This is a genomic window from Blastococcus sp. TBT05-19 (genome assembly GCF_003319095.1).
GTDB lineage: Bacteria > Actinomycetota > Actinomycetes > Mycobacteriales > Geodermatophilaceae > Blastococcus.
The window spans coordinates 909,824-935,954 of sequence record NZ_QOHI01000001.1 but is presented as its reverse complement, the minus strand read 5'-3'; the positions used below and the strand labels follow the sequence as shown (position 1 = coordinate 935,954).

Genomic DNA, 26,131 nt, shown 5'->3' with positions numbered 1-26,131 from the left:
TCAGTAGTAGCCCTTCTCGCCGTCGAGCATCTCGCGCAGCAGATCCAGGTGGCCCACGTGCCGGGCCACCTCCTCGACCATGTGGCCGAGGATCCAGCGCAGCGTGAGCGTGTCGGCGCGGTGCTCCCGGTTCCGCCCGCGGTCGTCCAGGGAGGCGTCGGCCACGACGGCGTCGGAGGCGGCGCACTCCCGCGCGTACTCCTCGAGCAGCTGCGCGAGCGGGACGCCGTCCACCTGGAAGTCCGCGTCCTCGACGTCCCCGAACTGCGGGTTGGCCGCCATGTCCCGGTCCAGGAACAGCACCTGGAACCAGCAGTGCTCCACCCAGCGCAGGTGCGAGACGAGGCCGGCGACGGTCATCAGCGGCGAGGTCGGCACCAGCGGCCGGTGCGCGGCGACGTCGTCCAGCCCCTCGCACTTCTGGTGGACGATCGAGCGCTGCAGGTCCAGCCAGCCCAGCAGCTGGGTCCGTTCGTCGGCGTCACCGGCGGGGCGCACGCGCGCGGGGATGGTCACGCCGCCGGAGGCTAGCGTGCGATCAGGTCCAGAGGACGGCGATGAACACGTTGAGGATCGCCAGAGCACCGGTCGCGTGGACGAACGGCAGCGGCGACTTCGGGTCCGCCTGACCGGCGGCCGCCGCGCGCTGCTTGCGCGCCGCGAGGAACACGGTGACCACGGCGAGCACGGTGACGACGAGCTTCACGCCGATCTTCGTGTGGTCGACGGGCAGGTCGCCCGCCTCGCGCACACCGACCAGGGCCAGGCCGGAGGCCAGCTGGACCAGCGCCCCGATCTGCATGAGCCGCGGCTCGAACCCGGCCTTGCGGCTCACCTGGAAGAGGAACGGCCCGATGATCAGGGCCAGCCCCAGGATGTGGACGACGACGAGGAGAAGGCGGACGAGCTCCATGGCGGCAGGCTAGCGACGGGGTCGCGGTGCGCCGCGTCACAGGAACGGGTCACCCGGCCGGGTGGGCTCGGGTCGCCGCCCCTCCGGTTCCGCCACGGCCGGACCGATCAGGTGGCATGACCTCCAGCGCATCCCCGACCGCCACCTGGCTCCCGGCTGCCATGGTGCGCGCCGCCGTCGTCCACTCTCCCGCTGCCGCGCCGGCCCGTGGCCGGCACCGCGCCCCGGAGTTCGGCACCGACGTGCCGGCCACCGCCGACGAGCTCGTCCGCCCCGGCCGGCACGCCGAGCCGGAGGAGGAGGACTCGCTGGCCTGGCTGGGCTTCAGCTTCCGCTGACCCCCGGGTCCGCTCAGCGGGCGCCCAGCACCTCCACCAGCACCGGCACCAGCGCGGCGAACGCCTGGCCCCGGTGGCTGCGCGCGTCCTTCTCGGCCGCCGTCAGCTCCGCGGAGGTGAGCTCCAAACCCTCCGGCACGAAGACGGGGTCGTAGCCGAAGCCGTTGCTCCCCCGCTTCTCCCCGATGACGCGCCCGCGCCACTGCCGCTCCAGCACCCGTTCGGTGCCGTCGGGCGTCACCAGGGCCGCCGCGCACACGAACGCCGCCCCGCGCCGCTCCTCCGGGACGTCGCCCAGCTGACCCAGCAGGAGCGCGGTGTTGGCGTCGTCGTCACCGTGCCGGCCCGACCAGCGCGCCGACAGCACCCCCGGCATGCCGTTGAGCGCGTCCACGGCCAGCCCGGAGTCGTCGGCCACCGCGGGCAGCCCCGTGTGGCGCACCGCCTCGCGCGCCTTGAGCAGCGCGTTGTCCGCGAACGTCGCACCGGTCTCCGGCGCCTCCGGGTACTCCTCGACGTCGCGCAGCCCGACCACCTGGACACCCGGCACGGCCGACTCCAGCAGCCGCTGCAGCTCGGCGAGCTTGCCCGCGTTCCGGGTGGCGAGCAGCAGCCGGGTGCTCACCGGGCGAGCGCCTCGGCCTGCAGCCGGGTGAGCTCGCCGCACCCGGCGACGGCGAGGTCGAGCAGCGCGTCCAGCGTGGGCCGGTCGAACACCGCGCCCTCGGCGGTGCCCTGCACCTCCACGAAGCCGCCGTCGCCGGTGCACACCACGTTCATGTCGGTGCCGGCGCGCACGTCCTCCTCGTAGTGCAGGTCCAGCCGCGGCTCCCCGTCGATGACGCCGACGCTCACCGCCGAGACCGACTGCACCATCGGGTCCGGCTTCGCCAGCTTCTTGCGCTCCCCCAGCCAGGAGACGGCGTCGGCCAGCGCCACGTAGGCGCCGGTGATCGCGGCGGTGCGGGTGCCACCGTCGGCCTGCAGGACGTCGCAGTCGATGGCGATGCTGTTCTCCCCGAGCGCGCCCAGGTCGATCGAGGCGCGCAGGGAGCGGCCGATGAGCCGGCTGATCTCGTGCGTGCGGCCACCGATCTTGCCGCGCACCGACTCGCGGTCGCTCCGGGTGTGGGTGGCGCGCGGGAGCATCGAGTACTCGGCGGTGACCCAGCCCAGGCCCGAGCCCTTGCGCCAGCGCGGCACGCCCTCGGTCACGCTCGCCGCGCACAGCACCCGGGTGCGGCCGAACTCGACGAGCACCGAGCCCTCGGCGTGGTCGAGCCAGTTGCGCGTGATGGTCACCGGACGGAGCTGGTCGGCCGAACGGCCGTCGGAGCGGGTCACGGGTGCCGACAGTAGTGCGCCCCCGCTCGACGGGACGCCCAGCCGGTGGAGAGGATCGGCCCATGAGATCGGAGCTGCGTGCCGTCCGCACCGGCGGGGCTCCCGTCGTCGTGGATCTGACCGAGGAGTGCGCGGAGTTCGTCCGGCAGGAGTCCGACGGGCTGCTGCACGTGTTCGTGCCGCACGCGACCGCCGGCCTGGCCATCCTGGAGACCGGGTCCGGGAGCGACGACGACCTGCTGGCGCAGCTGGACGAGCTCCTCCCCCGCGACGACCGCTGGCGGCACCGGCACGGCAGCCCGGGGCACGGGCGGGACCACGTGCTCCCGGCGTTCGTGCCGCCGCACGCCTCGGTCCCCGTGCTCGAGGGGCGGATGCAGCTGGGCACCTGGCAGCGCATCTGCCTGGTCGACACCAACGGGGACAACCACACCCGGCACGTGCGGTTCTCGTTCCTCCGAGGTTGATCTCCACCGCCCCCTTGCGGACGGTGGGCGGGGACACGGCAGGATTCCGGTCATGACCGAGACCGACGCCGCGCCCGTCCGCCTCACCGCCGGCGACCCCGCGCCGGAGTTCACGCTGCCCGACGCCCAGGGCAACCAGGTCTCGCTGAGCGACTACCGCGGGCGCCGGGTGATCGTGTACTGCTACCCCGCCGCCCTCACCCCCGGCTGCACCACCCAGGCGGTCGACTTCACCGCGGCTGCGGGCGAACTGGCCGAGGCGGGGCTCGACATCGTCGGCATCTCGCCCGACCCGGTGGAGAAGCTCCTCCGATTCGTGGACAAGGAGCAGCTGGCCATCACGCTCGTCTCGGACCCGGACAAGCAGGTGATGAAGGCCTACGGCGCGTACGGCACCAAGAAGCTGTACGGCAAGGAGGTCGTCGGCGTCATCCGCTCGACGTTCGTCATCGACGCCGAGGGCCGCGTCGAGAAGGCCTCCTACAACGTCAAGGCCACCGGCCACGTCGCCAAGCTGCGGCGCGACCTCGGCCTGGACTGACGAAGGACCCCCGAGCCACGCTCGGCATCTCCTACGCCCGCCAGGTCCCGGGACGCGGCTGGCAGTCCTCCTCGCACGGGTAGCCGGCGTCCCACGGGAACAGGCCGCCCGGAAGCGCCCAGGTGAGCTGGTAGGCGGGCACGGAGAACTCGTCGGGCCGCCCGTAGAAGCGGTTGGCGGAGAACAGGACCTCCCCGGGGTTGGGCAGCTCCTCGACCACGATCACCGGGGTGCCGTCGTCGTCGGCGAGGACCTCTCCCGGCACGAGGTCGCGACCGTCGAGCACCATGTCCGCGACCGTGTTCAGGAGACCGCACGCCGTCTCGTGCTCCACGGCGACCACGACGAGCTCGGGATGCCCCACGCCGAAGAGCCCGACCGTGTACCCGAAGGACGGTTCACCGCTCCCCTCGCCGGCGGCGACGTGCTGGACGGCCACCCGGTGCCGCCGGATCACCTGGGCCAGCCGGGCGTCCTCCTGGTCGAGCCAGGCGATGGTCTGCGGATCCTGCGTCATGCGGACAGCTTCGGGGGCACCACCGACACATCGCGGGGCAGCGGCGGTCCTGTGGACAGGGCACCGGCCTGGGGACGCTAGCGTGACCGCGTGAGCGAGCCGTCGACGCCGTCGCCGCTCCCGCCCTGGCCCGCCATCCCGCCGGCGCACGGTTCCGTGGTGCTGCGGGAGTTCGTCGACGCCGACCTCGCCGTCGGGCTCGACCTCTCGACCGACCCCTACGTCCCGCTCGTCAGCACGCTGCCGCCGCACGCCACGGAAGACCAGGCCCGGCAGTGGGTCGAGCGGAACCGGGCGCGGTGGGCGACGGGGCGGGGCTTCTCCTTCGCGATCGCCGACGCCGGGAGCGGCCGGGGCGTCGGGCAGATCGGGCTGTGGCTGGACCAGCTGCACCACGGGCGCGCGTCGGCGGGGTACTTCATCGCCCCCCGCGACCGGGGGCACGGGCGCGCGGCCGACGCGCTCACCGCCCTGACCGGCTTCGCCTGGACCATCCCGGGTCTGCACCGGGTGGAGCTGTACATCGAGGCCTGGAACACCGCGTCACTGCGGACCGCCGCGCACGCCGGCTACGAGCGCGAGGGGCTGCTGCGCGGCTATCTGGAGATCGGCGGACGGCGCCGCGACATGCTCGTCCTCTCGGCGCTGCGCCCGGGCTGATGCCTCAGGTGCTCAGCCGGCGTCCGCGGATCCCGCAGCACGCTTGCGGCGCTTGCCCTCGTGCATGGCCTGCACCCGGGCGACCGGGATGGTGTGCCCCTCGGTGACCAGGTCCGCGGGCAGCCGCTGCGGCTCCGGGAGCGCCTCGGCCCACGGGTCGCGGTCGCCCAGCAGTCCCGCCGCCGTCGTCACCGTGAAGTCCCCGGGCCGGACGTCGTCGAGGGAGTCCCAACCGACCGGGAAGGAGACGGGCAGGCCGGGGCGGATGCGCGGGCTGTAGGCGGCCACGATCGTGCCCTGCCCCGAGCGCGTGGAGTCGACGAAGACCCGCCCGCCCCGGTCCTCCAGCAGGTAGGCGGTGGTGGCCAGCTCCGGGTCGAGAGCCGCGGTGCGCGCCGCGAGGGCCCGCGTGGCGGCGGCGACGTCCTCCAGCGGTGACCCGTGCACCGGGACGACGACGTGCAGCCCCTTGGAGCCGCTGGTCTTCACCGCGCCGCCCAGCCCGGCCTCCTCCAGCGCGCGGCGCACCAGCCGAGCGGTGGCCACGACGACCGGGAACTCGGCGCCCTCGGGCGGGTCGAGGTCGAGCACCAGGCCGGTGGGCTCGGGCGAGCCGACGCGCAGGAACGGGACGTGCAGCTCGACCGCCCGCTGGTTGCCCAGCCACAGCAGCGTGCGCCGGTCGTCGCAGAGCACCTGGTGGATCTCCCGGTGCGAGCCCTCGGACCAGACCGGTGCCGTCCGCACCCAGTCCGGGGCGCCCTTGCTGACGTTGCGCTGCATGAACGGCGCCTGCCCCGGGCGCACGCGCTTCACCGAGAGCGGCCGGCCGGCCAGCAGCGGCACGAGCCGGTCCGCGACCGCGTCGAAGTGGTCGATCAGCGCACGCTTGGCGACCTCGAGCCCGTCGCCGAGCGGGGAGTCCAGGCTGCTCAGCGCCACGCCGTCGCGTTCAGGGTCCACCCGGCCCACCGTGCCGGGCGGCCCTGTGCCGGGCAACCGGGGCCACCCGTTCAGATGTCGTACGTGGCCTTGGCGCGCACCAGCTCGGTCTCCGGGAACACCGAGCTCGCCGCGAAGAGCTGGCCGATGTGGTCCACCCACGGCGGGATGTGGGTCAGCAGCAACCGCTGCACCCCGGCCGCCGCCGCGTGCTCGCCCGCCTGCCGCCCGGTCAGGTGCAGCCCCGGCGGCTGGTCGCGGGCGTTGTCGGGGTGCGCGGCCTCGGCGAGCAGCACGTCGGCGCCACGGGCCAGCTCCACCACCTGCTCGCTCGGCCCGGTGTCACCGGTGTAGACCAGCGACCGTCCGCCGGCGGTCAGCCGGATGGCGTAGCACTCGATGGGGTGCGCGGTGCGCGCCAGCTCGACCTCGAACGGACCGAGCTGGAAGGTTCCGGGCCCCACCGGGACGAAGTCGAAGACGTCGGTGAGCGCCTCGCCGTCCATGTCGTAGGCCAGGGCCAGCCGTCGCTCGGCGCCGACCGGTGCGTACAGCGGCACGAGCGAACCGGTGGACCGGCCCGAGTAGCGGCCCCACACGACGAACGGCGCGACGTCGAGGCAGTGGTCGGCGTGCAGGTGCGAGAGGAAGACCGCATCGACCGTGCCGGGATCGATCAGCCCCTGCAGCGCTCCGAACGCACCGCTGCCCAGATCGAGGACCAGCCGGAAGCCGTCGTGCTCGACCAGGTAGCTGGAGGCCGGCGAGTCCGGACCCGGCCCGCTGCCGCAGCAGCCGATGACGGTCAGCTTCACGCCGCACCCACCGTTCCCGCGCGCAGCACCGCGCCGACCTCGGGCCCCAGGAACCGGCGCCCCAGCCGGGCGAACGGCTCGGGATCCCCGGTGGCGAGGAAGGCGTGCCGTGGCGGCGCGGCGTCCTCGTCGCGGAGCAGATCGGCCCGGGTGAGCACCCGGTAGACGTCCTTGGCGGTCTCCTCCGCGCTGGAGACCAGCGTGACGTCCTCGCCCATGACCAGCGAGATGACGCCGGTCAGCAGCGGGTAGTGCGTGCAGCCCAGGACGACGGTGTCGACGTCGGCCGCCAGCAGCGGGTCCAGGTAGGACTGCGCCAGGCCCACGAGCTGCCGGCCGCTGGTGACGCCGCGCTCGACGAAGTCGACGAAGCTGGGGCAGGCGGCGGAGGTGACCGTGACGTCGGGAGCGGCGGCGAACGCGTCGTCGTAGGCGCCGCTGGTGACGGTGGCCTGGGTGCCGATGACCCCGATCCGGCCGTTGCGGGTCGCCGAGATGGCCCGGCGCGCGGCGGGCAGCACGACCTCGACGACCGGGACGTCGTACCGCTCGCGGGCGTCGCGCAGCGAGGCGGCGCTCGCGGAGTTGCAGGCCACCACGAGCATCTTGACGCCGCTGTCGACGAGCTCGTCCATGACGGCGAGGGAGTGCCGGCGCACCTCGGCGATCGGCAGCGGGCCGTAGGGCCCGTTCGCCGTGTCGCCGATGTAGCGGACCGACTCGCCGGGTAGCTGGTCGAGCACCGCCCGGGCGACGGTGAGCCCACCGACCCCCGAGTCGAAGATGCCGATCGGCGCGTCGGCTCCTGGCTGCGTCCCCATGTCGCCGGTCAGGCTAGCCCGCACGTCCGACGGTTGCCCGGCACTGCCCGGTCCCGGGGGCTCCTACCCGACGAGTTCACGGCCGACCAGAACGCGCTGAGCGCCCTCTCCCGCAGCGGGAGAGGGCGCCCAGCGGGCGTTCGTCGCGGTCATCAGGCCCAGAGCTGCCCCTCCAGCGCGGAGGTCGCCTCCTCGAGCGTGCCGGCGTAGGCGCCGGTGGAGAGGTACTTCCAGCCGCCGTCGCAGACGATGAAGACGATGTCGGCCGAGCGTCCGGCCGCCACCTCCTTGTCGGCGATGCCGAGCGCGGCGTGCAGGATCGCGCCGGTCGAGATGCCGGCGAAGATGCCCTCGCGCTCGACGAGCTGGCGGGTGCGGTGGATCGCGTCGTCCGGACCCACGGAGAAGCGCGAGTCCAGCAGCGAGGCGTCGTAGAGCTCCGGGATGAAGCCCTCGTCGATGTTGCGCAGGCCGTAGACCAGCTCGCCGTAGCGCGGCTCGGCGGCGATCACCTGGACGCCCGGCTTGTGCTCGCGGAAGTAGCGGGAGCAGCCCATGAGCGTGCCCGTCGTCCCAAGACCGGCCACGAAGTGGGTGATCGAGGGCAGGTCGGCGAGGATCTCCGGCGCCGTGCCCTGGTAGTGCGCCAGCGCGTTACCGGGGTTGCCGTACTGGTAGAGCATCACCCAGTCGTCGTGCTCGGCGGCCAGCTCCTTGGCCATCGCCACGGCCTGGTTGGACCCACCCGCGGCCGGCGACGGGATGATCTGCGCGCCGTACATCTCCAGCAGCTGGCGCCGCTCGACCGAGGTGTTCTCGGGCATGACGCAGATCAGCTTGTAGCCGCGCTGCCGGGCCACCATCGCCAGCGAGATGCCGGTGTTGCCGCTGGTGGGCTCGAGGATCGTCGAGCCCGGCTGCAGCAGCCCCTCCTTCTCGGCGGCCTCGATCATCGTGATCGCGGCACGGTCCTTGATGGAGCCGGTGGGGTTGTGGTCCTCGAGCTTGGCCCACAGACGCACGTCAGGCGTCGGCGAGAGGTTCGGCAGCCCCACCAGCGGGGTGCCGCCGAGGGAGTCGACGAGAGAGGCGAAGCGGGCCATCAGGAACTCTTCCGGGAACGGGGACGAGGGGACGGGAGCGGGGAGCCGCTCAGCAGCCGCCCGCGACCGCCGGGAGGATCGTCACCGAGTCGCCGTCCTTGACCTGGGTGTCCAGGGCGCCGGTGAAGCGCACGTCCTCGTCGTTGACGTAGACGTTGACGAAGCGGTGCAGCTTGCCCTCCTCGGTGACGAGGCGGTTCTTCAGGCCCGAGTGCTTGCTGTCGAGGTCGTCGATCAGCGCGGCCAGGGTGTCCCCGCTGCCGTCGACGGTCTTGTTGCCGCCGGTGTGGGTGCGCAGGATGGTCGGGATCCGGACCTCGATGGCCATGGCGTGGTTCTCCTCGGGACGTGGATGCAAAGGGGGCGCTGCGAGAGGCAGCAGTCGTGCGTCTGGACCGGGCAACGCCCGGGAACCGCCGTCGATTCCGGACGGCGGCGGCGTTCAGCCGCTTCAGTCGTAGACGACGGTCGTCGGCGAGTGCCCGAACAGGTGGGTCTCGACGATCTCGACCTCCTCCTCCGACACCTCCCCGTCGACGATGCGGTAGCTGCGGAACTCGACCTCGTCGTCGGCCAGCCCGGTCTGCGGGCCGTGGTGCCGGGTGGACACGAGGACGTAGTGGGTGCGCGGGTCCGCCGCGGGGCCCGAGGCGTAACCGATGTCGGTGCGCGACGGGTAGGCCTCGGTGGCGGTGTGCGAGTGGTAGACGACGACGGCCCACTCGTCCCGGTCGTCGAGGTCGCGGTACAACGTGAGCAGGTCCGCGGTGTCGAACTCGTAGAACGTCGGCGACCGCGCCGCGTTCAGCATCGGGACGACGCGCTCGGGACGATCGGTCCCCTCGGGGCCGGCGACGACGCCGCAGGCCTCGTCCGGGTGGTCGGTCCGGGCGTGGGCCACGATGGCGTCGTAGGTCGCGCGGGCGATGCGCAGCACGGCCACAGTCTAGGCGGGACGATCACCACATCCCGCGTGCCCCCGGCCAGGCGCCCGGGAGCGGACGGCGCGGGACCGATACGGTCGCCGACGTGCTGGTCCCCTCGCTGCTCGTCGCCGGTGTCGTGCTGCTGGCGATCCCCGCCTTCGTCCTGGGCGCCCGGGGACTGTTCCGGCACCGCGGTTACAGCGCCGCGGAGCCCGGCGACCGCGCCTCGGTCGTCGTGATCGTGGTGCTGCGGATCCTGCTCCTGCTGCTGCTGTTCGTCGTCTCCGCGGTGGTGCTGGTGTCCAGCATCGGCGTGCTGGTGGTCGACGTGGAGATGCACGGCATGGTCTACGTGCTGTTCGCCCTCGACCTGCTGGTGGCGGCGCTCGTGCTGCTCACCTTCGGCCGGCGCGACCGGCGACCAGCGCGTCGACGAGCGAGCCCTGCACGGCGGTGAGCCAGTAGTAGACCGCCAGCTGGTGGTCGCTCTCGTCGGCGATCTCCTCCGGCGGCTCGGAGTCCTCGGTGATGTCCAGCCGGGTCCCCAGCGCCAGCCGCAGGTCGTTGCTCGTGCGCAGCCACGCGCCGGCCTGGTCGGCGTCCAGCCGGACCTCCCCGCCGTCGGCCGGCAGGGTGGCACGGACGGTGGCCAGGTCGTCGGCCTTGCCGCCGCGCAGCGACTCCTCGGCTAGCTCCCGGTAGTCCTCGGCCATCTCCCGGTCCGAGCGGTGCCCCGGCGGGAACAGCCGCTCGAGCACGGGATCGCCCGCGACGTCGTCGGCGTCGGCGCCCAGCAGCTGCTCGAGCTGGTCCAGGAGCAGCCCGACGATGCCGGCCTCGGCACGGTCGAGCCGGGCGACGATCTCGCCCTTCCGGGCACGGAACGGCTTCACGAGTCCTTCTGGTAACTGGCCCACAGCCCGTAGGCGTGCAGACGGCTGGTGTCGTGCTCCATCCGCTCCCGCGGACCGGAGCTGACGATCGCGCGCCCCTCGTGGTGCACCTGGAGCATGAGCTCGGTCGCCTTCGCCTCGTCGTAGCCGAAGAGCTCCTGCAGCACGAAGGTCACGTAGTTCATGAGGTTGACCGGGTCGTTCCAGACGATGGTCACCCAGGGACGGTCGAGGTCGCTCTCCTCCTCGACGGAGGTGTCGGGCGTCCATGTCGGCGCGAGGGGTCCGGCCACGGGTCCACCTTAGAACGCGACGCTGCCCGCGCACGCCTCGCCGCCTAGGCTCCGATGCCATGCCGAGGGCCACCGCGCTGTTCACCGACCGCTACGAGCTGACCATGCTGGCCGCGGCGCTCGCCGACGGCACCGCGGCCCGCGACTGCGTCTTCGAGGTCTTCGCCCGCCGCCTGCCGCACGGCCGGCGCTACGGCGTCCTGGCCGGCACCGGGCGGCTGCTGGAGGCGCTCCCGGGCTTCCGCTTCGGCGACGACGAGCTGGCCACCCTGCGGGAGCAGGGGCTGACCGACGAGCGGCTGCTGGACTGGCTGGCCGGCTTCCGCTTCTCCGGCGACGTCGACGGCTACGCCGAGGGCGAGCTCTTCTTCCCGGGCTCCCCCGTGCTCACCGTGCGGGCGTCCTTCGCCGAGGGGGTGCTGCTGGAGACCCTCGCCCTGTCGATCCTCAACCACGACTCCGCGATCGCGTCGGCCGCGGCGCGCATGGTGGCCGCCGCCTGCGAGCGGCCGTGCATCGAGATGGGCTCCCGGCGCACCCACGAGGAGGCCGCCGTCGCGGCCGCCCGCGCGGCCCACCTGGTCGGCTTCACCGCCAGCTCCAACCTGGAGGCCGGCCGGCGCTACGGCGTCCCGACCACGGGCACCAGCGCGCACGCCTTCACGCTGCTGCACGACGACGAGCGGTCGGCGTTCCGGGCCCAGGTCGATGCCCTGGGGGTCGGGACGACGCTGCTCGTCGACACCTACGACGTCGAGCAGGGCATCCGCACCGCCGTCGAGGTGGCCGGGCCGCAGCTCGGCGGCATCCGGCTGGACTCCGGCGATCTGCCGACGCTCGCCGCGCGCGCCCGCCAGCTGCTGGACGAGCTCGGGGCCACCTCGACCCGGGTGATCGTCACCAGCGACCTGGACGAGTACGCGATCGCCGGTCTCATGGCCGGCCCGGTCGACGGCTACGGCGTCGGCACCTCGCTGGTCACCGGGTCGGGTGCGCCCACGGCCGGGATGGTCTACAAGCTCGTCGAGCGCGACGGCGTGCCGGTGGCCAAGCGCTCGGAGGGGAAGAACTCCGTCGGCGGCCGCAAGCACGCCGTCCGCCGCCACGACGCCGACGGCACCGCCACCGCCGAGGTGGTCAGCAGCGCGCCGATCGAGCCCCGGGACGGCGACCGCGACCTGCTGGTCCCGCTCGTGCGGGCGGGGCGGATCTGCGCCGACGTCTCCCCCGCCGAGGCGCTGCGCCTGGCCCGCGAGCACCACGAGCGCGTGAGGGCGGCCCTGCCGGCCGAGGGCTGGGCGCTGTCCCGCGGCGAGCCCGCCCTCGAGACACTCACCGCCTGACGAAGGGACCGCACCCGTGACCCGAGCACTGATCGTCGTCGACGTGCAGAACGACTTCTGCGAGGGCGGCAGCCTGGCCGTGGCCGGAGGGGCCGCCGTCGCCGCCGCGGTGACCGAGCACGTCCGGACGGCGGGGTACGACCACGTCGTCGCCACCCGGGACCACCACGTCGACCCGGGGCACCACTTCGCCGACTCCCCCGACTTCGTCGAGACCTGGCCGGCGCACTGCGTCGTCGGCACCGGCGGCGTCGAGCTGCACCCGGCGCTGGACCGCGGCCCGATCGAGGCGGTGTTCGACAAGGGCGAGTACGCCGCCGCCTACTCCGGCTTCGAGGGCGCGGCCGAGGGCACCGGGCTGGTCGACTGGCTGCGGGCCCGCGGGGTCGATGCCGTCGACGTCGTGGGCATCGCCACCGACCACTGCGTGCGCGCCACCGCCCTGGACGCCGTGGCGGCGGGCTTCGCCACCCGGGTGCTGCTGCCGCTCACCGCGGGCGTCGCCGAGGGCACGGTCGAGGCCGCCCTGGACCAGCTGCGCACCGCCGGCGTCGAGCTGGAGGGCGCGGTCCACCGCCCCTGAGCGGACGGATCAGGGGACCGCGTCGAGGACCTCGTCCCGCGTGAAGCCGAGCACCTGCAGGACGGCGTCGAGGTAGGGCTGGTTGAGCGCCGTGTGCGCCTGCTCCCGCACGAACGGCTTGGCGTTGAAGGCGATGCCCAGCCCCGCGGTGTTGAGCATGTCGAGGTCGTTGGCGCCGTCGCCCACCGCGACCGTCTGGTCCAGCGGGATCCCGTACTGCTCGGCGAACCGGATCAGCGCCCGCGCCTTGCCCGGCCGGTCGACGATCTCGCCCACCAGCCCGCCGGTGAGCCGGCCGTCGACGACCTCCAGGGTGTTGGCCGCCGCGAAGTCCAGCCCCAGGCTCTCGGCGAGCGGGTCCGTGATCTGGGTGAAGCCGCCGCTGACGATGCCGCAGCGGAAGCCCAGCCGCTGCAGCGTGCGGATGAGCGTGCGGGCCCCCGGCGTCAGCACCAGGTGCTCCCGCACCTCGTCGAGCACCTCCTCCGGCAGCCCCTCGAGGACCGCCACCCGGGCCCGCAGGGACTCGGCGAAGTCCAGCTCCCCGTTCATGGCCGCCGCGGTGATGCGGGCGACCTCCGCGGCCCGGCCGGCGCGGGCGGCCAGCTCGTCGATGACCTCCCCGAGCACCAGCGTCGAGTCGACGTCGAGCACGATCAGCCGCTTGCTGCGCCGGGCCAGACCCACCTGCTCGACCGCGATGTCGGCGCCGGTCGTGGCGGCCACCGTGGCCAGCGCCGTGCGCAGCGCGGTGGCCTCGGCGCCGGAGACGGTCAGCTCGAAGCTGGTGACCGGGTAGTCCGAGAGCCGGCGGATGGCGTCGATGTTGCCGCCGATCCCGGCTACCGCCTGGGCGGCGCCAGCCACGGCCTCGGGGGGAACGGGCCGGCCGAGCACGATCACGTGGTGCTGCCGACCGGACGCGCCCGACGACGCGGGGCCGCTGGCCGACTCCACCTCGACGCGGACCCCCATGGCGATCGCCACCTCGCGGCCCACCTCGCGCAGCTGGTCGAGCAGCTCCTGCTCGCCCAGCGGCGCCCCGCCGTCGGCCACGGCACCCACGAGGACGCCGAGCACCAGGTGACCGTGCACCACGACCTGCTCGACGTCGAGGACCTCCACCGGCGCCCTGGTGCCGGCGAGCCCGCCGAAGAGGCGGGCGGTCACCCCCGGGCGGTCCGCTCCGGTGACGGTGAGCAGCGCCCGCGCCGGAGCCGGCTCGACCGGCTGCTGGCGGGGACTGGGGGCGAGCGGCACGGCGCCATCGTGCCGCACCGGCCCGCGCCGCCCGCCCCCGGGACGCCGACGCCCCGTCGGCCGAAGGCCGACGGGGCATCAGGTGACGTGCTGGAGTGGCCTCGTTCAGGGACCCGCCGCGAGCCTGCGAGCGGTGGGGGGAACGAGGTCCTTCCTCAGGTGGGGTCGGGGTCGTTCGGACCCTGACGCGGGCCGGCGGTGCCGCCCAGCTCGCTGACCCCGGCGTAGGGCTTGTGCCGCTTGCCGACGTGCGCCTCGTCCTGGAGCCGCTGCAGGAGGTGCGGGTAGTGCGCCTCGAACGCCGGACGCTCCGACCGGATCTTGGGGATCTCGACGAAGTTGTGCCGCGGCGGCGGGGACGACGTCGCCCACTCCAGGGAGTTGCCGTGACCCCACGGGTCGTCGCGCAGGGCGAGCTTCCCGTACTTCCAGGACTTCACGACGTTGTAGACGAACGGGATGACCGAGGCGCCCAGCACGAACGAGAAGACCGTGGAGATCATGTTCAGCGTCGTGAACGCGTCGGTCTCCAGGTAGTCCACGTAGCGGCGCGGCATGCCCTCGGCGCCCAGCCAGTGCTGCACGAGGAACGTGCCGTGGAAGCCGATGAAGGTCAGCCAGAACTGCAGCTTGCCCAGCCGCTCGTCCATCATCCGGCCGCACATCTTCGGGAACCAGAAGTAGACGCCGGCGTAGGCGGCGAACACGACGGTGCCGAACACCACGTAGTGGAAGTGCGCGACGACGAAGTAGCTGTCGTTCACGTGGAAGTCCAGCGGCGGGCTGGCCAGCAGCACACCGGTGAGCCCGCCCAGGAGGAAGGTCACCATGAAGCCGATCGAGAACAGCATCGGCGTCTCGAAGGTCATCTGACCGCGCCACATGGTGCCGAGCCAGTTGAAGAACTTGATGCCGGTCGGCACCGCGATCAGGTAGGTCATGAAGGCGAAGAAGGGCAGCAGGACCGCGCCGGTCGCGAACATGTGGTGCGCCCACACCGCGACCGAGAGGGCCGCGATGGACAGCGTCGCGAAGACCATGCCCTTGTAGCCGAACAGCGGCTTCCGGGCGAAGACCGGGATCACCTCGGTCACGATGCCGAAGAACGGCAGCGCGATGATGTAGACCTCGGGGTGGCCGAAGAACCAGAACAGGTGCTGCCACAGCATCGGGCCGCCGTTCTCGGCCGAGTAGACCAGCGCACCGAGGTTGCGGTCGGCCAGCATCGCCATGATCGCGGCGGTGAGGATCGGGAACGCCAGCAGGATCAGGACGCTGGTGACGAGCGCGTTCCAGGTGAAGATCGGCATCCGGAACAGCGTCATGCCCGGGGCGCGGAGGCAGACGATCGTGGCGATGAAGTTGACGCCACCGAGGATCGTGCCCAGACCCGAGACGGCCAGGCCGGCGAACCACAGGTTCGCGCCGGCGCCGGGGCTGTTCACCGCGTCGGAGAGCGGCGCGTAGGCGTACCAGCCGAAGTCGGCGGCACCGCCCGGCGTCAGGAAGCCCGAGACCGCGATCAGGCTGCCGAAGAAGAACAGCCAGAAGGAGAAGGCGTTCAGCCGCGGGAACGCGACGTCCGGCGCGCCGATCTGCAGCGGCATGATCAGGTTCGCGAACGCGAAGAACAGCGGCGTCGCGAACATCAGCAGCATGACCGTGCCGTGCATGGTCACGAGCTGGTTGTACTGCTCGGGAGAGAGCAGCTGGAGGCCGGGTCGGCCGAGCTCACCGCGCATCAGCATGGCCATCAGCCCGCCCGCGATGAAGTACGCGAACGAGGTGGCCAGGTACATCAGACCGATGGTCTTGTGGTCCGTGGTCCGCAGCAGGTTCGAGAGCCGCGAGCCCTTCTCGACCACGTGAGCCGGGCTGGGCCTGCTCACGATTGGCGCCGGTGCAATCGTCACGGGTCGCAGCTTAGACCGTGCCGGCCGAGCGCTCAGGACGGGCGGTGCGGGCGCGCCGCAGGCGTCACGACGACCGCGTCCAGATGCCCAGGTCGACCGCGATCGTGACCTGGACGGAGGGGGCCAGACGGTCCAGCGACGCGGCGAGGACCTGCGGCGCCAGGTGCCGTGCGTGCGGCCCCATCCCGACCAGGGTGGCGACGGCGGACCGGTCCAGCGAGGCCGTCCAGCGGTGCGCGGTGGAGCCGGCCGGCGACAGGTGCGGCTCGAGCGTGGCGGCGAGCCGCTCGGCCTTGTCGGGGTCGACGCGGAGCAGCCCGAGCGGCCCGACGATCTCGGTGAGGTGGTCCGGTGACGGGGTCACCACGACCAGCCGTCCCCCCGGGCGCAGCACCCGCGCGATCTCGGCGCCGTTGCGCGGGGCGAAGACGACCAGCACCCGGTCGGCGGCGCCGTCGAGCAGGGGCAGCCGCGCCCACGCGTCGGCGACGACGGCGATCGCGCGGCGGTGGGCCCGCGCCGCGCGCCGGGCGGCGTAGCGCGACGCGTCGAGCACCAGCCCGGTTGCGTCGGGCAGGTCGTCGAGGACGTGCGCGAGGTGGTGCCCGGTCCCGCCGCCGAGGTCGACCAGCGTCCGCGGGGCCGGTCCGCCGTCGAGGACGGCGTCCCGGAGCACCGCGGTGAGCGGGTCGTAGTGACCGGCCGAGAGGAACGCGACCCGGTCGGCGACCATCTCGGCCGAGTCCCCCGTCGGCGGTCGGCGGCCCGGCGGCAGCAGCGTGAGGTGCCCCTGCCGCGCGCGGTCCACCCGGTGACCCTCGGCGCAGCGCAGACCCGCGCCGCCGTCGTCGACGGTGAAGGGGGTGGCGCACACCGGGCAGGCGAGCGCGGCGACGGCACGCGGGTCCAGCGGAGGGGCGCTCACCGGCGGGGCGGGACCGCGTGGAAGGTCACGTCCCGGAGTCGGCCGGCGTCGGCGACGGCGGTGACGTAGGTGCCGTGCGGCTGCCTGCGCCGGTCGGTGGGCGAGCCGGGGTTGAGCAGACGCAGTCCCGAGGGCGCCGTCGTGTCCCACGGGATGTGGCTGTGCCCGAACACCAGCACGTCGACGTCGGGGAACCGTGCGGCGCAGCGCGCCTCGCGCCCCTTGGCGTCACCGGTCTCGTGCACGACGGCGAACCGCAGCCCCTCCACCTCGAAGCGGGCCACCTCCGGCAGCCGCTCGCGGAAGGCCCCGTGGTCGTTGTTCCCGTACACCGCGACCAGTCGTCGGGACCGGCGCTCGAACTCGTCGAGCAGGGCGAGGTCCACCCAGTCGCCGGCGTGCACGACGAGGTCGGCTGCCTCGATCAGGTGCCACAGGGAATGAGGGAGGTCACGGGCCCGCTTCGGAACGTGCGTGTCGGTGGTCACCACCATCGAAACGGGCACGACGACATGGTCCCAGCCCGCTACGTTCTCCCGTCGGCCGGCAACCCGGCCGATCCCCGCACGACCCCGAGGACTACGAACGTGACCCATCCCGAGACCACCTCTGCCGCGCCCGGCGGCGCCGGCACCGACGAGCCGTACGAGCGCCGCTGGCTCGCGCTCGGCGTCATCGCGATGACCGTGCTGCTGGTCATCCTCGACGCCACCATCGTCAACATCGCGCTGCCCGCCGTCACCGAGGACCTGGGCATCAGCAGCGCCAGCCAGCAGTGGATCGTCACCGCCTACACGCTGACCTTCGGCGGCTTCCTGCTGCTGGGCGGCCGCATCGCGGACTTCTGGGGCCGGAAGCGGACCTACCTGGTCGGTGCCGCCGGTTTCGCCGTCGCCTCCGCGCTCGGTGGCATCGCCCAGAACGAGGCCATGCTCTTCGGCGCCCGCGCCCTGCAGGGTGTGTTCGGCGCGCTGCTCGCCCCCGCCTCGCTGGCCCTGCTGACCGTGCTCTTCACCGACCCCAAGGAGCGCGCCAAGGCCTTCGGCGTCTACGGCGCCATCGCCGGCGGTGGCTCGGCCATCGGCCTGCTGCTCGGTGGCGTGCTGACCGAGTACGCCGACTGGCGCTGGTGCTTCTGGGTCAACCTGCCGGTGGCCCTGCTCGCGATCGTGCTGGCCATCCCGATCGTTCCCGAGAGCAAGGCTCCCGGTGACACGAGGTACGACATCCCCGGCGCCGTCCTGATCACCCTGGGCCTGGCGTCGATCGTCTACGGCTTCACCCGCGTCGCCGAGGCCTCGCAGACCAACTCGATCGAGGCCGCCGAGGCCAACGCGCGGGCGGCCGCGCAGGGGGCGACCCGGCTGGTGAGCCCAGAGAGCAGCTGGACCGACGGCCCGGCCTGGCTGTTCATCGTGGCCGGCCTGGTCCTGGTCGCGGTGTTCGTCGTGGTGGAGATGCGCACCAGGAACCCGCTGCTGCCGATGCGGATCGTGCTCGACCGCAACCGCGGCGGAGCGTACCTGACCTCGACGCTGGTCGGCGCCGGCCTCATCGGGGCCTTCTTCTTCCTGAGCCTGTACTTCCAGCAGGTGCTGGGCTACGAGCCGGTCGAGGCCGGCCTCGCGTCGCTCCCGGTCACGCTGGGCGTCTTCGTCTCCGCGGGTGCGGCCAGCGCGCTCGTGCCGCGGATCGGCCCGAAGCCGCTGATGGTGCTGGGCGGTCTGCTGGCCGCGGCCGGGCTGTTCACGCTCTCCTTCGTCGGCCTCGACACCGGGTTCTGGCAGCTGCCCTTCCCCGGTCAGGTCCTGCTGGGCCTGGGCCTGGGCTTCACCTTCGTCCCGCTGTCGAACCTGGCGCTGGTCGGGGCGGGCGTGCACGACGCCGGCGCGGCGAGCGCGATGCTCAACGCCACGCAGCAGATCGGCGCGTCGATCGGCACCGCCGTCCTGGCCTCCCTGTCGGTGGCGGCGATCAGCAGCTACACCGCTGACGCCCTCACCTCCGGGGCGAACCCGCAGGACCCGGCCGTCGGGCTCGCGGCGCAGGTCGAGGGCTACACGACCGCCTTCACCTGGGCGTCGGTCCTGCTGGTGGCGGGTGCGGTCGTCTCGGCCTTCCTGATCAAGGCGACCAAGGACGACCTGCCGGCCGAGGGCGAGGCCGTCGTCCACGTCGGATGACTGCTCCGCACTGCGGCCCGTGCCCCCTCGGGGGTGCGGGCCGCGGTGCGTTCAGCCCCGGTCGGCCAGCGCGCGCAGGCGGGCGTTGTACGCGGCCAGCTCCACGTCGCCGCTGCGGTCGGCGGCGCGGTCGAGCGAACGGGCCCGTCGCTCGTCGGAACCGACCCAGGAGAAGAAGACGACGGCGAGCACGAGCACCGTGGGCAGCTCCCCGAACGACCAGACGATGGCGCCGGCGATGCCCTGGTCGCCCAGCGGGTCGATGCCCCACCCGGCCGGCGGCTCGGCGAAGCTGTCGACCACCAGCGTCCCGGCCATCATGATCGCGACGCCGAAGAACGCGTGGAACGGCACCGGCAGGAAGAGCTCGATCATCCGGCCCGGGTGGCTCAGCGTCCGCGGCCACGGGTCCTGCGCCACGATCGGCCCGAAGAAGAGCAGCCCGGTGACGACGAAGTGCGCCAGCATGAACTGGTGCCCGACCGGGTTGGTCATGAGCGCGTCGAACAGCGGGGTGAAGTAGACGCCGTAGAGGCTCGCGATGAACAGCGGCACGCTGAACAGCGGGTGCGCGACGAACTGGGCGAACCTGCTGTGCAGCCCGCTGAGCAGCAGCGCCCGGGGCGTACCGGCGACACCCTGCCCCCGGGGCAGCGTCCGCAGGGCGAGGGTCACCGGGGCGGCCAGCAGCAGGAGCAGCGGGGTGATCAGCGACAGCACCATGTGCTGCGCCATGTGCACGCTGAAGATCACCATGCTGTAGCCGTTGAACCAGGTGCCGGTGACGGCGAAGAGCGACGCGGAGCCAGCGATCCAGGCGACCGTGCGCCACCACGGCCAGGCCACGCCCGAGCGACGCAGCCGGACGACCGCGGCCAGGTAGGCGACGACGCCGACGACGCTCAGAACGGCGAGGACCGACCACGCGTCGAGGTGCGGCAGGAACAGCCGAGCCAGCGTCGGCGGGTCCTCCGGGACCCACATCCCCCCGTGGTGCCCGTGCTCCACCGCGATCTCCTCCTGCCGGCCGGCCTGCCCTTCCCCCACTGTCCCACCGCGGCGACGTCCTGGAAACGGCCCCCCTTCAGGGACCCGCGGCGAGCGGAGCGAGCCGTGGGGGGAAGGGTGGTCCTTCCTCAGTCGTGGACGGGGGCCTCGTGGCCGGCGTGCGTCTCCGCCTCGAGCTGGAACGTGCAGTGCTCGACGTCGAAGTGGTCGCCCAGGCAGGCGCAGAGCGCGTCGAGCACGCGGCCGCCGTGACCGGCGGCCAGCGCCTCGTCGGTGACGACGACGTGCGCCGAGAGCACCGGCAGGCCCGAGGTGATCGTCCACGCGTGCAGGTCGTGCACGCCCATGACGCCGTCGACGCCCAGCATGTGCGCCCGCACCTCGTCCAGGTCCACGCCGCGCGGCGCCGCCTCCAGCAGCACGTCGAGCGCCTCGCGGAGCAGGTGCCAGGCGCGCGGCAGGACGAGGAAGCCGATGACCAGCGACGCGACCGTGTCCGCCGCCGTCCACCCGGTGGTCGTGATGACGACGGCGGCGACGATGACCGCCACCGAGCCCAGTGCGTCGGCGAGCACCTCGAGGTAGGCGCCGCGGACGGCGAGGGACTTCTCCCGGCCGCGGTGCAGCACCACGAGCCCGGCCAGGTTCACCGCCAGGCCGACGACGGCGATGACCAGCATCAGGCCCGCGCCCACCTCGGGCGGGTTCCCGATCCGGCGGACGGCCTCCACCAGCACGTAGCCGGCCACGCCCAGCAGGAGCAGGGCGTTGGCGACGGCGGCGAGGATCTCGGCCCGCTGCCAGCCGAAGGTGCGGCGCCCGCGGGCCGGCCGCTGCGCGAGGGTGACCGCGCCGAGCGCGATGGCGATGCCGGCGGCGTCGGTGGCCATGTGGCCGGCGTCGGCCAGCAGGGCCAGCGAGCCGGAGACGACGGCGCCGACGACCTCGGCGACCAGCACGCCCACGGTGAGCCCGAGGACCACGGCGAGACGACGGCGCTGCGGCCCGGCGGCGGTGCCCGACGCGTGCGCGTGCCCGTGCCCCATCTGCTGCCTCCTCCCCGCTCGCGGACCCGCACCGCAGTCTCCCCCACGCACGACGCCCCCGACCGGGACGATCCGGTCGGGGGCGTCGAGACGGTGCGGCGGGTCAGATGTCGACGCCGCGCTCCCGAAGCCAGGGCAGCGGGTCGATCTTCGTGCCGTTGAGGCCGCCGGCGTGCACCTCGAAGTGCAGGTGCGGGCCGGTCGACTGGCCGCGGTTGCCGAGCAGGGCGATGGTGTCGCCCGCACGGACCACCTGGCCGGCCTCGACGAGGATCTCGTCCATGTGGCCGTAGACGGTGACGTCGCCGTTCTCGTGCTGGATGTACACGGCGAGGCCGAAGCCGCTGGCCGGGCCGGCCTCGAGCACGACGCCGTCCATGACCGCGAACTCAGGGGTGCGCATCGGCGCGGCGAGGTCGATGCCGGCGTGCAGCGTGCCCCAGCGGGGACCGAAGCTGCTGGTGAGGCGGGCGCCGGGCGCCGGGTGCACGACCTTGGGGCGGGCGGCCTCGGCAGCTGCCTCCACGGCGAGCCGGTCGGCCTCGGCCTGGGCGTCGGCGGCGGCCGTGCGCTCGGCGTCGCGGACGTTGCGGCTGCTGACCAGGCCCTGCAGACGGGAGGCCGCCTCGGCGTTGGCGACGAACGCCGGAGCAGCAGCCTCGATGCCCAGCTGCTCGGCGACGCTGACCGAGTGGCTGACGGGCGTGGTCTCGACCTCGGTCGGCTGACCGGCAGCCGCGCCGCTGATGCTCATCGCGCCCACGAGGGCCGCGGCGAGGTACATCGAGGCGCGCCGCCGGTTCGTCGGCGGACGCCGGGTCAGCAGGCCACGCCGGCCGCGGGCCACCTCGACGACGACGGCCGTCTCGGCAGCAGACGCCTGCGGCACGACCTCGGCCACGGTCTCGACGACGGCCACCGGGGTGCGCTTGTACGGAGTGGGGCGCTGCGCACCCGTCTCCGCCGACGCGGCGGCCTTGGCGGCGATGGCCTTCGCGACGACCGCGCGGGCCGCGGTGATGCGGGCGGAGCTCGCCGTCTCGGCGCGGTGCCGGCCGCGGGCCCGTGCCACGGCGGCGGTCTGCGCGGCCGCCGGCTTCGCGACGGGGGCCGGCACCGGAGCGGTGCCGGTCGCACTGGCCTTCTCGGTGGTCGGCTTGACCGTGGCGACGTCGGCCACGACCGGCTTCGTGGCCGCGGGCTTGCTGGCCGCCGCCTTGGTGGCGGCAGGCTTCGCGGCGGCAGCCTTGGTGGCGGGCTTCGCGACGGCGGGCTTCGTGGCGGGCTTCGCCGGGGCGGGCTTCGTGACGGCAGCCTTGGCGGCAGCCGGCGTGACCGCCGCCTTGGTGGCGGCAGCCTTCGCAGCGGCGGGCTTCGCGGCGGCGGCAGTCTTCGCAGCGGCCGGCGTTGCTGCAGCCTTGGCAGCGGCCGGCTTGGCGGCGGCCGCCTTGGCTGCTGCCGGCTTCGCAGCGGCGGCAGGCTTCGCAGCGGCGGCGGGCTTCGCAGCGGCAGCCTTGGCGGTTGCAGTCTTCGCAGCGGCCGGCTTCGCAGCGGCAGCCCTGGCGGTTGCAGTCTTCGCAGCGGCCGGCTTCGCGGCGGCGGCCTTCACGGCGGCCGGCTCAGCAGCTGCAGCCTTCCCGGCGGTGACCACCGGAGCCGGTGCGGTCTTCGCCTGAGCTCGCTTCGCGGCCGCGGCGGTGCGTGCGGCGGCAGCGGCCTTGCGGGTCGCGGCGGCGGTCGCGGTGGCGGCCTTCGCCGAGGCGGCCCGCGCGGTGGCCGCGGTGGCGGTCACGGCCTTGGAGCCGGCGGCCTTCGCCGTCGCGCTGCGGGCGGCCTTGGCGCCGGCGGCGAGGGTGCCGGCGGCAGCCGCTGCCCGGGCGGCCCGGGTGGGAGGAGTGGTCGAGTCGGCGGTCCGACGGGTCCCTGCTGGCGCCTTCCCCTGGCGCTGCGTGGGGACCGTGGACCCGGCCTGCCCGTTCCGGGATCCGCGGGACGAGGTGCTCGTCGTGCGGGCCGGAGCGAGGGCTGTGACGGTCTGGTCGACCGGCACCGCGCCCTCTGCGAGGAGGCGGTCGTGGTGGAGCGAACTCATGCACCTGACTTCCGTCGGCGGACATTGCAGTGCGGCCCCCGGGGAGAGGAGCGGGGCCCATGTAAACACGGCGTGATGGATTCGTGATCTGCAGACGGGGGTACTGACCTCGAGTTATGTGAACCAGGTCACGAAGCTCCACGTCTGTGGTTCGACAGTCCGTAGAACTCGCGTAACAGATCGTGAGGGGCGCGCCGCGGATGGTTGAGAGTTGCGCGATCCGGGTCACGAAGAGCTTTCACGGCCCGATTCGCGGTCCGATCGAGGGAGATTCCGCATGCGCGCAGTGACCTGGCACGGCCGGGGAGACGTCCGGGTGGACACGGTTCCCGACCCCGTTCTCCAGGACCCGACGGACGTGATCGTCGAGATCACCTCGAGCGGGATCTGCGGCTCCGATCTGCACCTCATCGAGGTCATGGCGCCGTTCATGTCCGTCGGCGACGTGATGGGTCACGAGCCGATGGGCATCGTCCGCGAGGTCGGCCGCGAGGTGACCGCCGTGAAGCCCGGCGACCGCGTCGTCGTCCCGTTCAACATCTCGTGCAACACCTGCTGGATGTGCTCCCAGGGGCTGAACTCCCAGTGCGAGACGACGCAGAACCGCGAGCAGGGCTTCGGCGCCTCGCTGTTCGGCTACACGAAGCTCTACGGGCAGGTGCCGGGCGGCCAGGCCGAGTACCTCCGGGTGCCCTTCGGCAACACGCTGCCGATCAAGGTGCCCGACGCACCGCTCGACGACCGCTTCGTCTACCTCTCCGACGTGCTCCCCACCGCCTGGCAGGCGGTCCAGTACGCCGGCATCCCCGACGGCGGCAGCGTGCTGGTCCTCGGGCTCGGTCCCATCGGCGACATGTGCACCCGCATCGCCAAGCACCTGGGAGCCGGCCAGGTCATCGCCTCCGACGTCGTCCCCGAGCGGCTGGCGCGGGCCCGGCGCAACGGGATCACCGTCATCGACTCGACCACCCAGGCCGACGTGGTCTCCCAGGTGCGCGACCTGACCGACGGCCGCGGCCCCGACGCCGTCATCGACGCCGTCGGCATGGAGGCGCACGGGTCCCCGGTCGCCTCCGCCCTGCAGAAGGCGACCGCGATCGTCCCGGACGCGCTCATGGAGAAGGTCATGCAGGTGGCCGGTGTCGACCGGCTCGCCGCGCTGAACACCGCCATCGAGGCCGTCCGCCGCGGCGGCACCATCTCGCTGTCCGGTGTGTACGGGGGCGCCACCGACCCGCTGCCCCTCATGCGCATGTTCGACAAGCAGATCCAGCTGCGCATGGGGCAGGCCAACGTGTGGCGCTGGGTGCCCGACATCCTCCCGCTGCTGCTCGACGGCGACCCGCTGGGCGTGGACGAGTTCGCCACGCACCGGGTCTCGCTGGAGGAGGCCCCGCAGGCCTACATGAACTTCCGCGAGAAGAAGGACGGCGCCGTCAAGGTGCTCATCCAGCCCTGATCCCGGGACGACGAGGCCCCGACCGGCACGCCGCCGGCCGGGGCCTCGTGCCGTCGGGAGCCGGTCAGGCCTCCTGCCGGCGCACCATCTCGGCGATCCAGGTGGGTGCGAACGGCGACGTGCAGCCCGGGGAGGTCGGGTAGTCCTCGAGCACGCGCAGGCGCTCCCCGATGCCCACGGCCCGAGCGCGGTACGCCGGGTGCTCGATGCCGATGTGGGCCAGGCACTCGTTCATCGCCCACTGAAGGCGGTCCGGCGCGCCGGCCATCTCCGCCTCGACGACGTCGAGCAGCCCGGCCAGGTCGAGGCCCTCCGGCCGCTTCCGGACGCGCTCGCTGGTCAGCGCCCAGCCGGCGCTGGCGACCACCGGGTCGGGGTCGGCGGACCAGAGCAGGCGCAGTTCCTCGGCGTGCGGGCTCTTCTTCACGACGTAGTTCACGAGCCAGTCGTGCACCTTCGGCCGGCGTGCCCCGCGCAGCATGACGTCGAGCTGGTCCCGGTCGAACGCCTTGGGGCGGCAGATCAGCAGGGCCAGCAGCCGGGCCGCGCTGTCCCCGGTCTCCCAGAGCGCGCAGGCGAGGTCCTGCTGGGTCTTCAGCCGCTTCGCCAGCGCACGGAGCGCGCCGAGGTTCACCCCGTGGTCGTCGCCGTGCTGCTCGTTCACCGCACGGAAGCGCGGGTCCTCGAGCGCGGCCAGCTCGGCCATCACCTCGTCCACCGTCGTCCCGGTCTGCGTCGTCCCGGCCACCCCGGCCTCCTGTCCCTCGGCGAGAGCCGCAGCCTAGGGCGGGGAGCGCCTGCCGGAGCGGACGCGCATGCCCGGTCGCGGCTGGGTACCTGCGCAGCCATGACGACCACCACCGCGGAGAAGTCCGGCAGCCAGCTCCTCGGGGACCGGGAGGTCCGCCGCCTCGGCTACGGCGCCATGCAGCTCGCCGGGCCGCACGTCATGGGCCCGCCGCGCGACCGGGACGCCGCGATCGCGGTGCTCCGTCGCGCGGTCGAGCTCGGCGTCAACCACATCGACACCAGCGACTACTACGGCCCGACCGTCGTCAACGAGCTGATCCGCGAGGCGCTGCACCCCTATCCCGAGGACCTGGTCGTCGTGACCAAGGTCGGTGCCCGCCGGGACGCCGACGGCGGCTGGCCCGAGGCCCTCGACCCCGAGGACCTGCGCCGGGCCGTGCCGGAGAACATCGAGCACCTCGGCGTCGAGGCCCTGGACGTGGTCAACCTGCGGATGCCCGGCTTCGCCGAGCCCGTGCAGCGCTCGCTGGCCGAGCCGTTCGAGGCACTGGCCGCGATGCAGCAGGAGGGGCTGGTCCGGCACCTGGGCATCAGCAACGTGACGCCGCAGATGTTCGCGGAGGCGCGCGCCATCGCGCCGGTCGTGTGCGTGCAGAACCACTACAACCTCGTGCACCGGGCGGACGACGCGTTCATCGACGCGCTCGCCCGGGAGGGCGTCGCCTACACGCCGTTCTTCCCGCTCGGCGGCTTCAGCCCGCTGCAGTCCGCGGCGCTCGAGACGGTCGCCCGCCGACTGGAGACGACGCCGATGCAGGTGGCGCTCGCATGGCTCCTGGCCCGCTCCCCCAACCTGCTGCTCATCCCGGGCACCTCGTCGGTGGCGCACCTGGAGGAGAACCTGCAGTCGGCCGCTCGCGTGCTGGGCCCCGAGGAGCTCGCGGAGCTGGACCGCATCGGCGGCACCGGGGAGCCCGACCCGGCGGGCTGAGCCCG

General features: G+C 73.3%; 31 protein-coding genes. 10 read left to right on the top strand and 21 right to left on the bottom strand.

Translation table 11 applies throughout. The annotated features are described in order from the left end of the window. Window positions 1-516 carry a DinB family protein gene (locus DQ244_RS04600; RefSeq protein ID WP_113810210.1) on the bottom strand — a complete coding sequence of 172 codons (516 nt, stop codon included), beginning with the start codon at window positions 514-516 and terminating at the stop codon, window positions 1-3. Window positions 517-538: 22 nt separating this feature from the next. Beyond that, a complete protein-coding gene (locus DQ244_RS04595; RefSeq protein ID WP_113810209.1) occupies window positions 539-913 on the bottom strand; it encodes a hypothetical protein in 375 nt (124 codons plus the stop codon). A gap of 116 nt (window positions 914-1,029) precedes the next feature. Here DQ244_RS04595 and DQ244_RS04590 point away from each other — a divergent pair, with 116 nt between their 5' ends. Then, window positions 1,030-1,251, top strand: a complete 222-nt coding sequence (locus DQ244_RS04590) for a hypothetical protein (protein ID WP_113810208.1) — start codon at window positions 1,030-1,032, stop codon at window positions 1,249-1,251. 13 nt (window positions 1,252-1,264) lie between these two features. Here DQ244_RS04590 and rdgB read toward each other — a convergent pair whose 3' ends face one another. After that, complete coding sequence (gene rdgB, locus DQ244_RS04585) at window positions 1,265-1,876, bottom strand: RdgB/HAM1 family non-canonical purine NTP pyrophosphatase (protein WP_113810207.1); 612 nt, start codon at window positions 1,874-1,876, stop codon at window positions 1,265-1,267. Then, window positions 1,873-2,595: a ribonuclease PH gene (gene rph / locus DQ244_RS04580; protein WP_113810206.1), complete on the bottom strand. Its 723-nt coding sequence runs from the start codon at window positions 2,593-2,595 to the stop codon at window positions 1,873-1,875. The genes rdgB and rph overlap by 4 nt, the downstream gene beginning before the upstream one ends. Window positions 2,596-2,657: 62 nt before the next feature. Here rph and DQ244_RS04575 point away from each other — a divergent pair, with 62 nt between their 5' ends. Further along, window positions 2,658-3,062: a YjbQ family protein gene (locus tag DQ244_RS04575; RefSeq protein WP_113810205.1), complete on the top strand. Its 405-nt coding sequence runs from the start codon at window positions 2,658-2,660 to the stop codon at window positions 3,060-3,062. 52 nt (window positions 3,063-3,114) lie between these two features. Then, the gene (gene bcp, locus DQ244_RS04570) at window positions 3,115-3,603 is read left to right on the top strand and encodes a thioredoxin-dependent thiol peroxidase (protein ID WP_113810204.1); all 489 of its coding nucleotides are present in this window, start codon (window positions 3,115-3,117) and stop codon (window positions 3,601-3,603) included. 31 nt (window positions 3,604-3,634) lie between these two features. Here the strand turns inward: bcp and DQ244_RS04565 are convergent, their stop codons facing one another. Continuing rightward, window positions 3,635-4,120: a DUF4262 domain-containing protein gene (locus DQ244_RS04565; protein ID WP_113810203.1), complete on the bottom strand. Its 486-nt coding sequence runs from the start codon at window positions 4,118-4,120 to the stop codon at window positions 3,635-3,637. Between the two features lie 90 nt (window positions 4,121-4,210). On the opposite strand from DQ244_RS04565, the gene DQ244_RS04560 reads away from it, so the two are divergent. Further along, complete coding sequence (locus tag DQ244_RS04560; RefSeq protein WP_199580170.1) at window positions 4,211-4,780, top strand: GNAT family N-acetyltransferase; 570 nt, start codon at window positions 4,211-4,213, stop codon at window positions 4,778-4,780. Between the two features lie 12 nt (window positions 4,781-4,792). Here the strand turns inward: DQ244_RS04560 and DQ244_RS04555 are convergent, their stop codons facing one another. The 6 genes from DQ244_RS04555 to DQ244_RS04530 all read right to left on the bottom strand — a co-directional run bounded on the left by DQ244_RS04555 (window position 4,793) and on the right by DQ244_RS04530 (window position 9,398). Continuing rightward, window positions 4,793-5,743, bottom strand: a complete 951-nt coding sequence (locus tag DQ244_RS04555) for a DNA polymerase domain-containing protein (RefSeq protein WP_113810202.1) — start codon at window positions 5,741-5,743, stop codon at window positions 4,793-4,795. 50 nt (window positions 5,744-5,793) lie between these two features. Continuing rightward, window positions 5,794-6,537 (bottom strand): MBL fold metallo-hydrolase, encoded by a 744-nt coding sequence (locus DQ244_RS04550; RefSeq protein ID WP_113810201.1) that lies wholly within the window; start codon window positions 6,535-6,537, stop codon window positions 5,794-5,796. Next, window positions 6,534-7,358, bottom strand: a complete 825-nt coding sequence (gene murI / locus DQ244_RS04545) for a glutamate racemase (RefSeq protein WP_113810200.1) — start codon at window positions 7,356-7,358, stop codon at window positions 6,534-6,536. Before murI ends, DQ244_RS04550 begins: the two co-directional genes overlap by 4 nt. A 152-nt stretch (window positions 7,359-7,510) precedes the next feature. Continuing rightward, on the bottom strand, window positions 7,511-8,461 hold the full coding sequence (locus tag DQ244_RS04540; protein ID WP_113810199.1) for a PLP-dependent cysteine synthase family protein: 951 nt from the start codon (window positions 8,459-8,461) through the stop codon (window positions 7,511-7,513). Window positions 8,462-8,510: 49 nt separating this feature from the next. After that, window positions 8,511-8,789, bottom strand: a complete 279-nt coding sequence (locus tag DQ244_RS04535; protein WP_104526275.1) for a MoaD/ThiS family protein — start codon at window positions 8,787-8,789, stop codon at window positions 8,511-8,513. 123 nt (window positions 8,790-8,912) lie between these two features. Then, window positions 8,913-9,398 carry a Mov34/MPN/PAD-1 family protein gene (locus DQ244_RS04530; protein WP_113810659.1) on the bottom strand — a complete coding sequence of 162 codons (486 nt, stop codon included), beginning with the start codon at window positions 9,396-9,398 and terminating at the stop codon, window positions 8,913-8,915. A 92-nt stretch (window positions 9,399-9,490) separates the two neighbouring features. On the opposite strand from DQ244_RS04530, the gene DQ244_RS04525 reads away from it, so the two are divergent. Continuing rightward, window positions 9,491-9,844, top strand: a complete 354-nt coding sequence (locus tag DQ244_RS04525) for a hypothetical protein (RefSeq protein ID WP_113810198.1) — start codon at window positions 9,491-9,493, stop codon at window positions 9,842-9,844. Here DQ244_RS04525 and DQ244_RS04520 read toward each other — a convergent pair. Together DQ244_RS04520 and clpS are read right to left on the bottom strand one after the other, a co-directional pair. Next, window positions 9,783-10,280, bottom strand: a complete 498-nt coding sequence (locus DQ244_RS04520; RefSeq protein ID WP_113810197.1) for a DUF2017 family protein — start codon at window positions 10,278-10,280, stop codon at window positions 9,783-9,785. The genes DQ244_RS04525 and DQ244_RS04520 overlap by 62 nt on opposite strands. Then, on the bottom strand, window positions 10,277-10,573 hold the full coding sequence (gene clpS / locus DQ244_RS04515; protein WP_113810196.1) for an ATP-dependent Clp protease adapter ClpS: 297 nt from the start codon (window positions 10,571-10,573) through the stop codon (window positions 10,277-10,279). The genes DQ244_RS04520 and clpS overlap by 4 nt, the downstream gene beginning before the upstream one ends. Before the next feature lie 59 nt (window positions 10,574-10,632). Between clpS and DQ244_RS04510 the strand changes: the two genes are divergently transcribed. Together DQ244_RS04510 and DQ244_RS04505 are read left to right on the top strand one after the other, a co-directional pair. Then, window positions 10,633-11,916, top strand: coding sequence for a nicotinate phosphoribosyltransferase (locus DQ244_RS04510; RefSeq protein ID WP_113810195.1), 1,284 nt, complete (start codon window positions 10,633-10,635; stop codon window positions 11,914-11,916). Window positions 11,917-11,932: 16 nt separating this feature from the next. After that, entirely contained in the window at window positions 11,933-12,499 is a 567-nt protein-coding gene (locus DQ244_RS04505) for an isochorismatase family protein (RefSeq protein ID WP_113810194.1), read from the top strand. 9 nt (window positions 12,500-12,508) lie between these two features. Here DQ244_RS04505 and serB read toward each other — a convergent pair whose 3' ends face one another. The 4 genes from serB to DQ244_RS04485 all read right to left on the bottom strand — a co-directional run bounded on the left by serB (window position 12,509) and on the right by DQ244_RS04485 (window position 17,103). After that, window positions 12,509-13,759, bottom strand: a complete 1,251-nt coding sequence (serB, locus tag DQ244_RS04500) for a phosphoserine phosphatase SerB (protein WP_113810193.1) — start codon at window positions 13,757-13,759, stop codon at window positions 12,509-12,511. A 155-nt stretch (window positions 13,760-13,914) separates the two neighbouring features. Further along, on the bottom strand, window positions 13,915-15,672 hold the full coding sequence (ctaD, locus tag DQ244_RS04495; RefSeq protein WP_113810192.1) for a cytochrome c oxidase subunit I: 1,758 nt from the start codon (window positions 15,670-15,672) through the stop codon (window positions 13,915-13,917). Window positions 15,673-15,736: 64 nt separating this feature from the next. Beyond that, window positions 15,737-16,582, bottom strand: coding sequence for a putative RNA methyltransferase (locus DQ244_RS04490; RefSeq protein WP_113810658.1), 846 nt, complete (start codon window positions 16,580-16,582; stop codon window positions 15,737-15,739). Window positions 16,583-16,593: 11 nt separating this feature from the next. Further along, window positions 16,594-17,103, bottom strand: coding sequence for a metallophosphoesterase (locus tag DQ244_RS04485; protein WP_199580166.1), 510 nt, complete (start codon window positions 17,101-17,103; stop codon window positions 16,594-16,596). 81 nt (window positions 17,104-17,184) lie between these two features. Between DQ244_RS04485 and DQ244_RS04480 the strand changes: the two genes are divergently transcribed. Continuing rightward, a complete protein-coding gene (locus DQ244_RS04480; RefSeq protein ID WP_233491167.1) occupies window positions 17,185-18,780 on the top strand; it encodes an MFS transporter in 1,596 nt (531 codons plus the stop codon). 51 nt (window positions 18,781-18,831) lie between these two features. Here DQ244_RS04480 and DQ244_RS04475 read toward each other — a convergent pair whose 3' ends face one another. From DQ244_RS04475 to DQ244_RS19810, 3 genes are all read right to left on the bottom strand, one after another. After that, window positions 18,832-19,827, bottom strand: a complete 996-nt coding sequence (locus DQ244_RS04475) for a cytochrome c oxidase assembly protein (RefSeq protein ID WP_233491166.1) — start codon at window positions 19,825-19,827, stop codon at window positions 18,832-18,834. 89 nt (window positions 19,828-19,916) lie between these two features. Further along, window positions 19,917-20,834: a cation diffusion facilitator family transporter gene (locus DQ244_RS04470; protein WP_113810189.1), complete on the bottom strand. Its 918-nt coding sequence runs from the start codon at window positions 20,832-20,834 to the stop codon at window positions 19,917-19,919. Between the two features lie 103 nt (window positions 20,835-20,937). Beyond that, window positions 20,938-22,926, bottom strand: a complete 1,989-nt coding sequence (locus DQ244_RS19810; protein ID WP_233491165.1) for a M23 family metallopeptidase — start codon at window positions 22,924-22,926, stop codon at window positions 20,938-20,940. Between the two features lie 277 nt (window positions 22,927-23,203). Here DQ244_RS19810 and DQ244_RS04455 point away from each other — a divergent pair, with 277 nt between their 5' ends. Then, window positions 23,204-24,385 (top strand): alcohol dehydrogenase catalytic domain-containing protein, encoded by a 1,182-nt coding sequence (locus DQ244_RS04455; protein ID WP_113810188.1) that lies wholly within the window; start codon window positions 23,204-23,206, stop codon window positions 24,383-24,385. Between the two features lie 64 nt (window positions 24,386-24,449). On the opposite strand, the gene DQ244_RS04450 is transcribed toward DQ244_RS04455, so the two are convergent. After that, window positions 24,450-25,133, bottom strand: a complete 684-nt coding sequence (locus tag DQ244_RS04450) for a DNA alkylation repair protein (protein WP_233491164.1) — start codon at window positions 25,131-25,133, stop codon at window positions 24,450-24,452. A gap of 99 nt (window positions 25,134-25,232) precedes the next feature. Here DQ244_RS04450 and DQ244_RS04445 point away from each other — a divergent pair, with 99 nt between their 5' ends. Further along, entirely contained in the window at window positions 25,233-26,126 is an 894-nt protein-coding gene (locus DQ244_RS04445) for an oxidoreductase (RefSeq protein WP_113810187.1), read from the top strand. Window positions 26,127-26,131 lie beyond the last annotated feature (5 nt).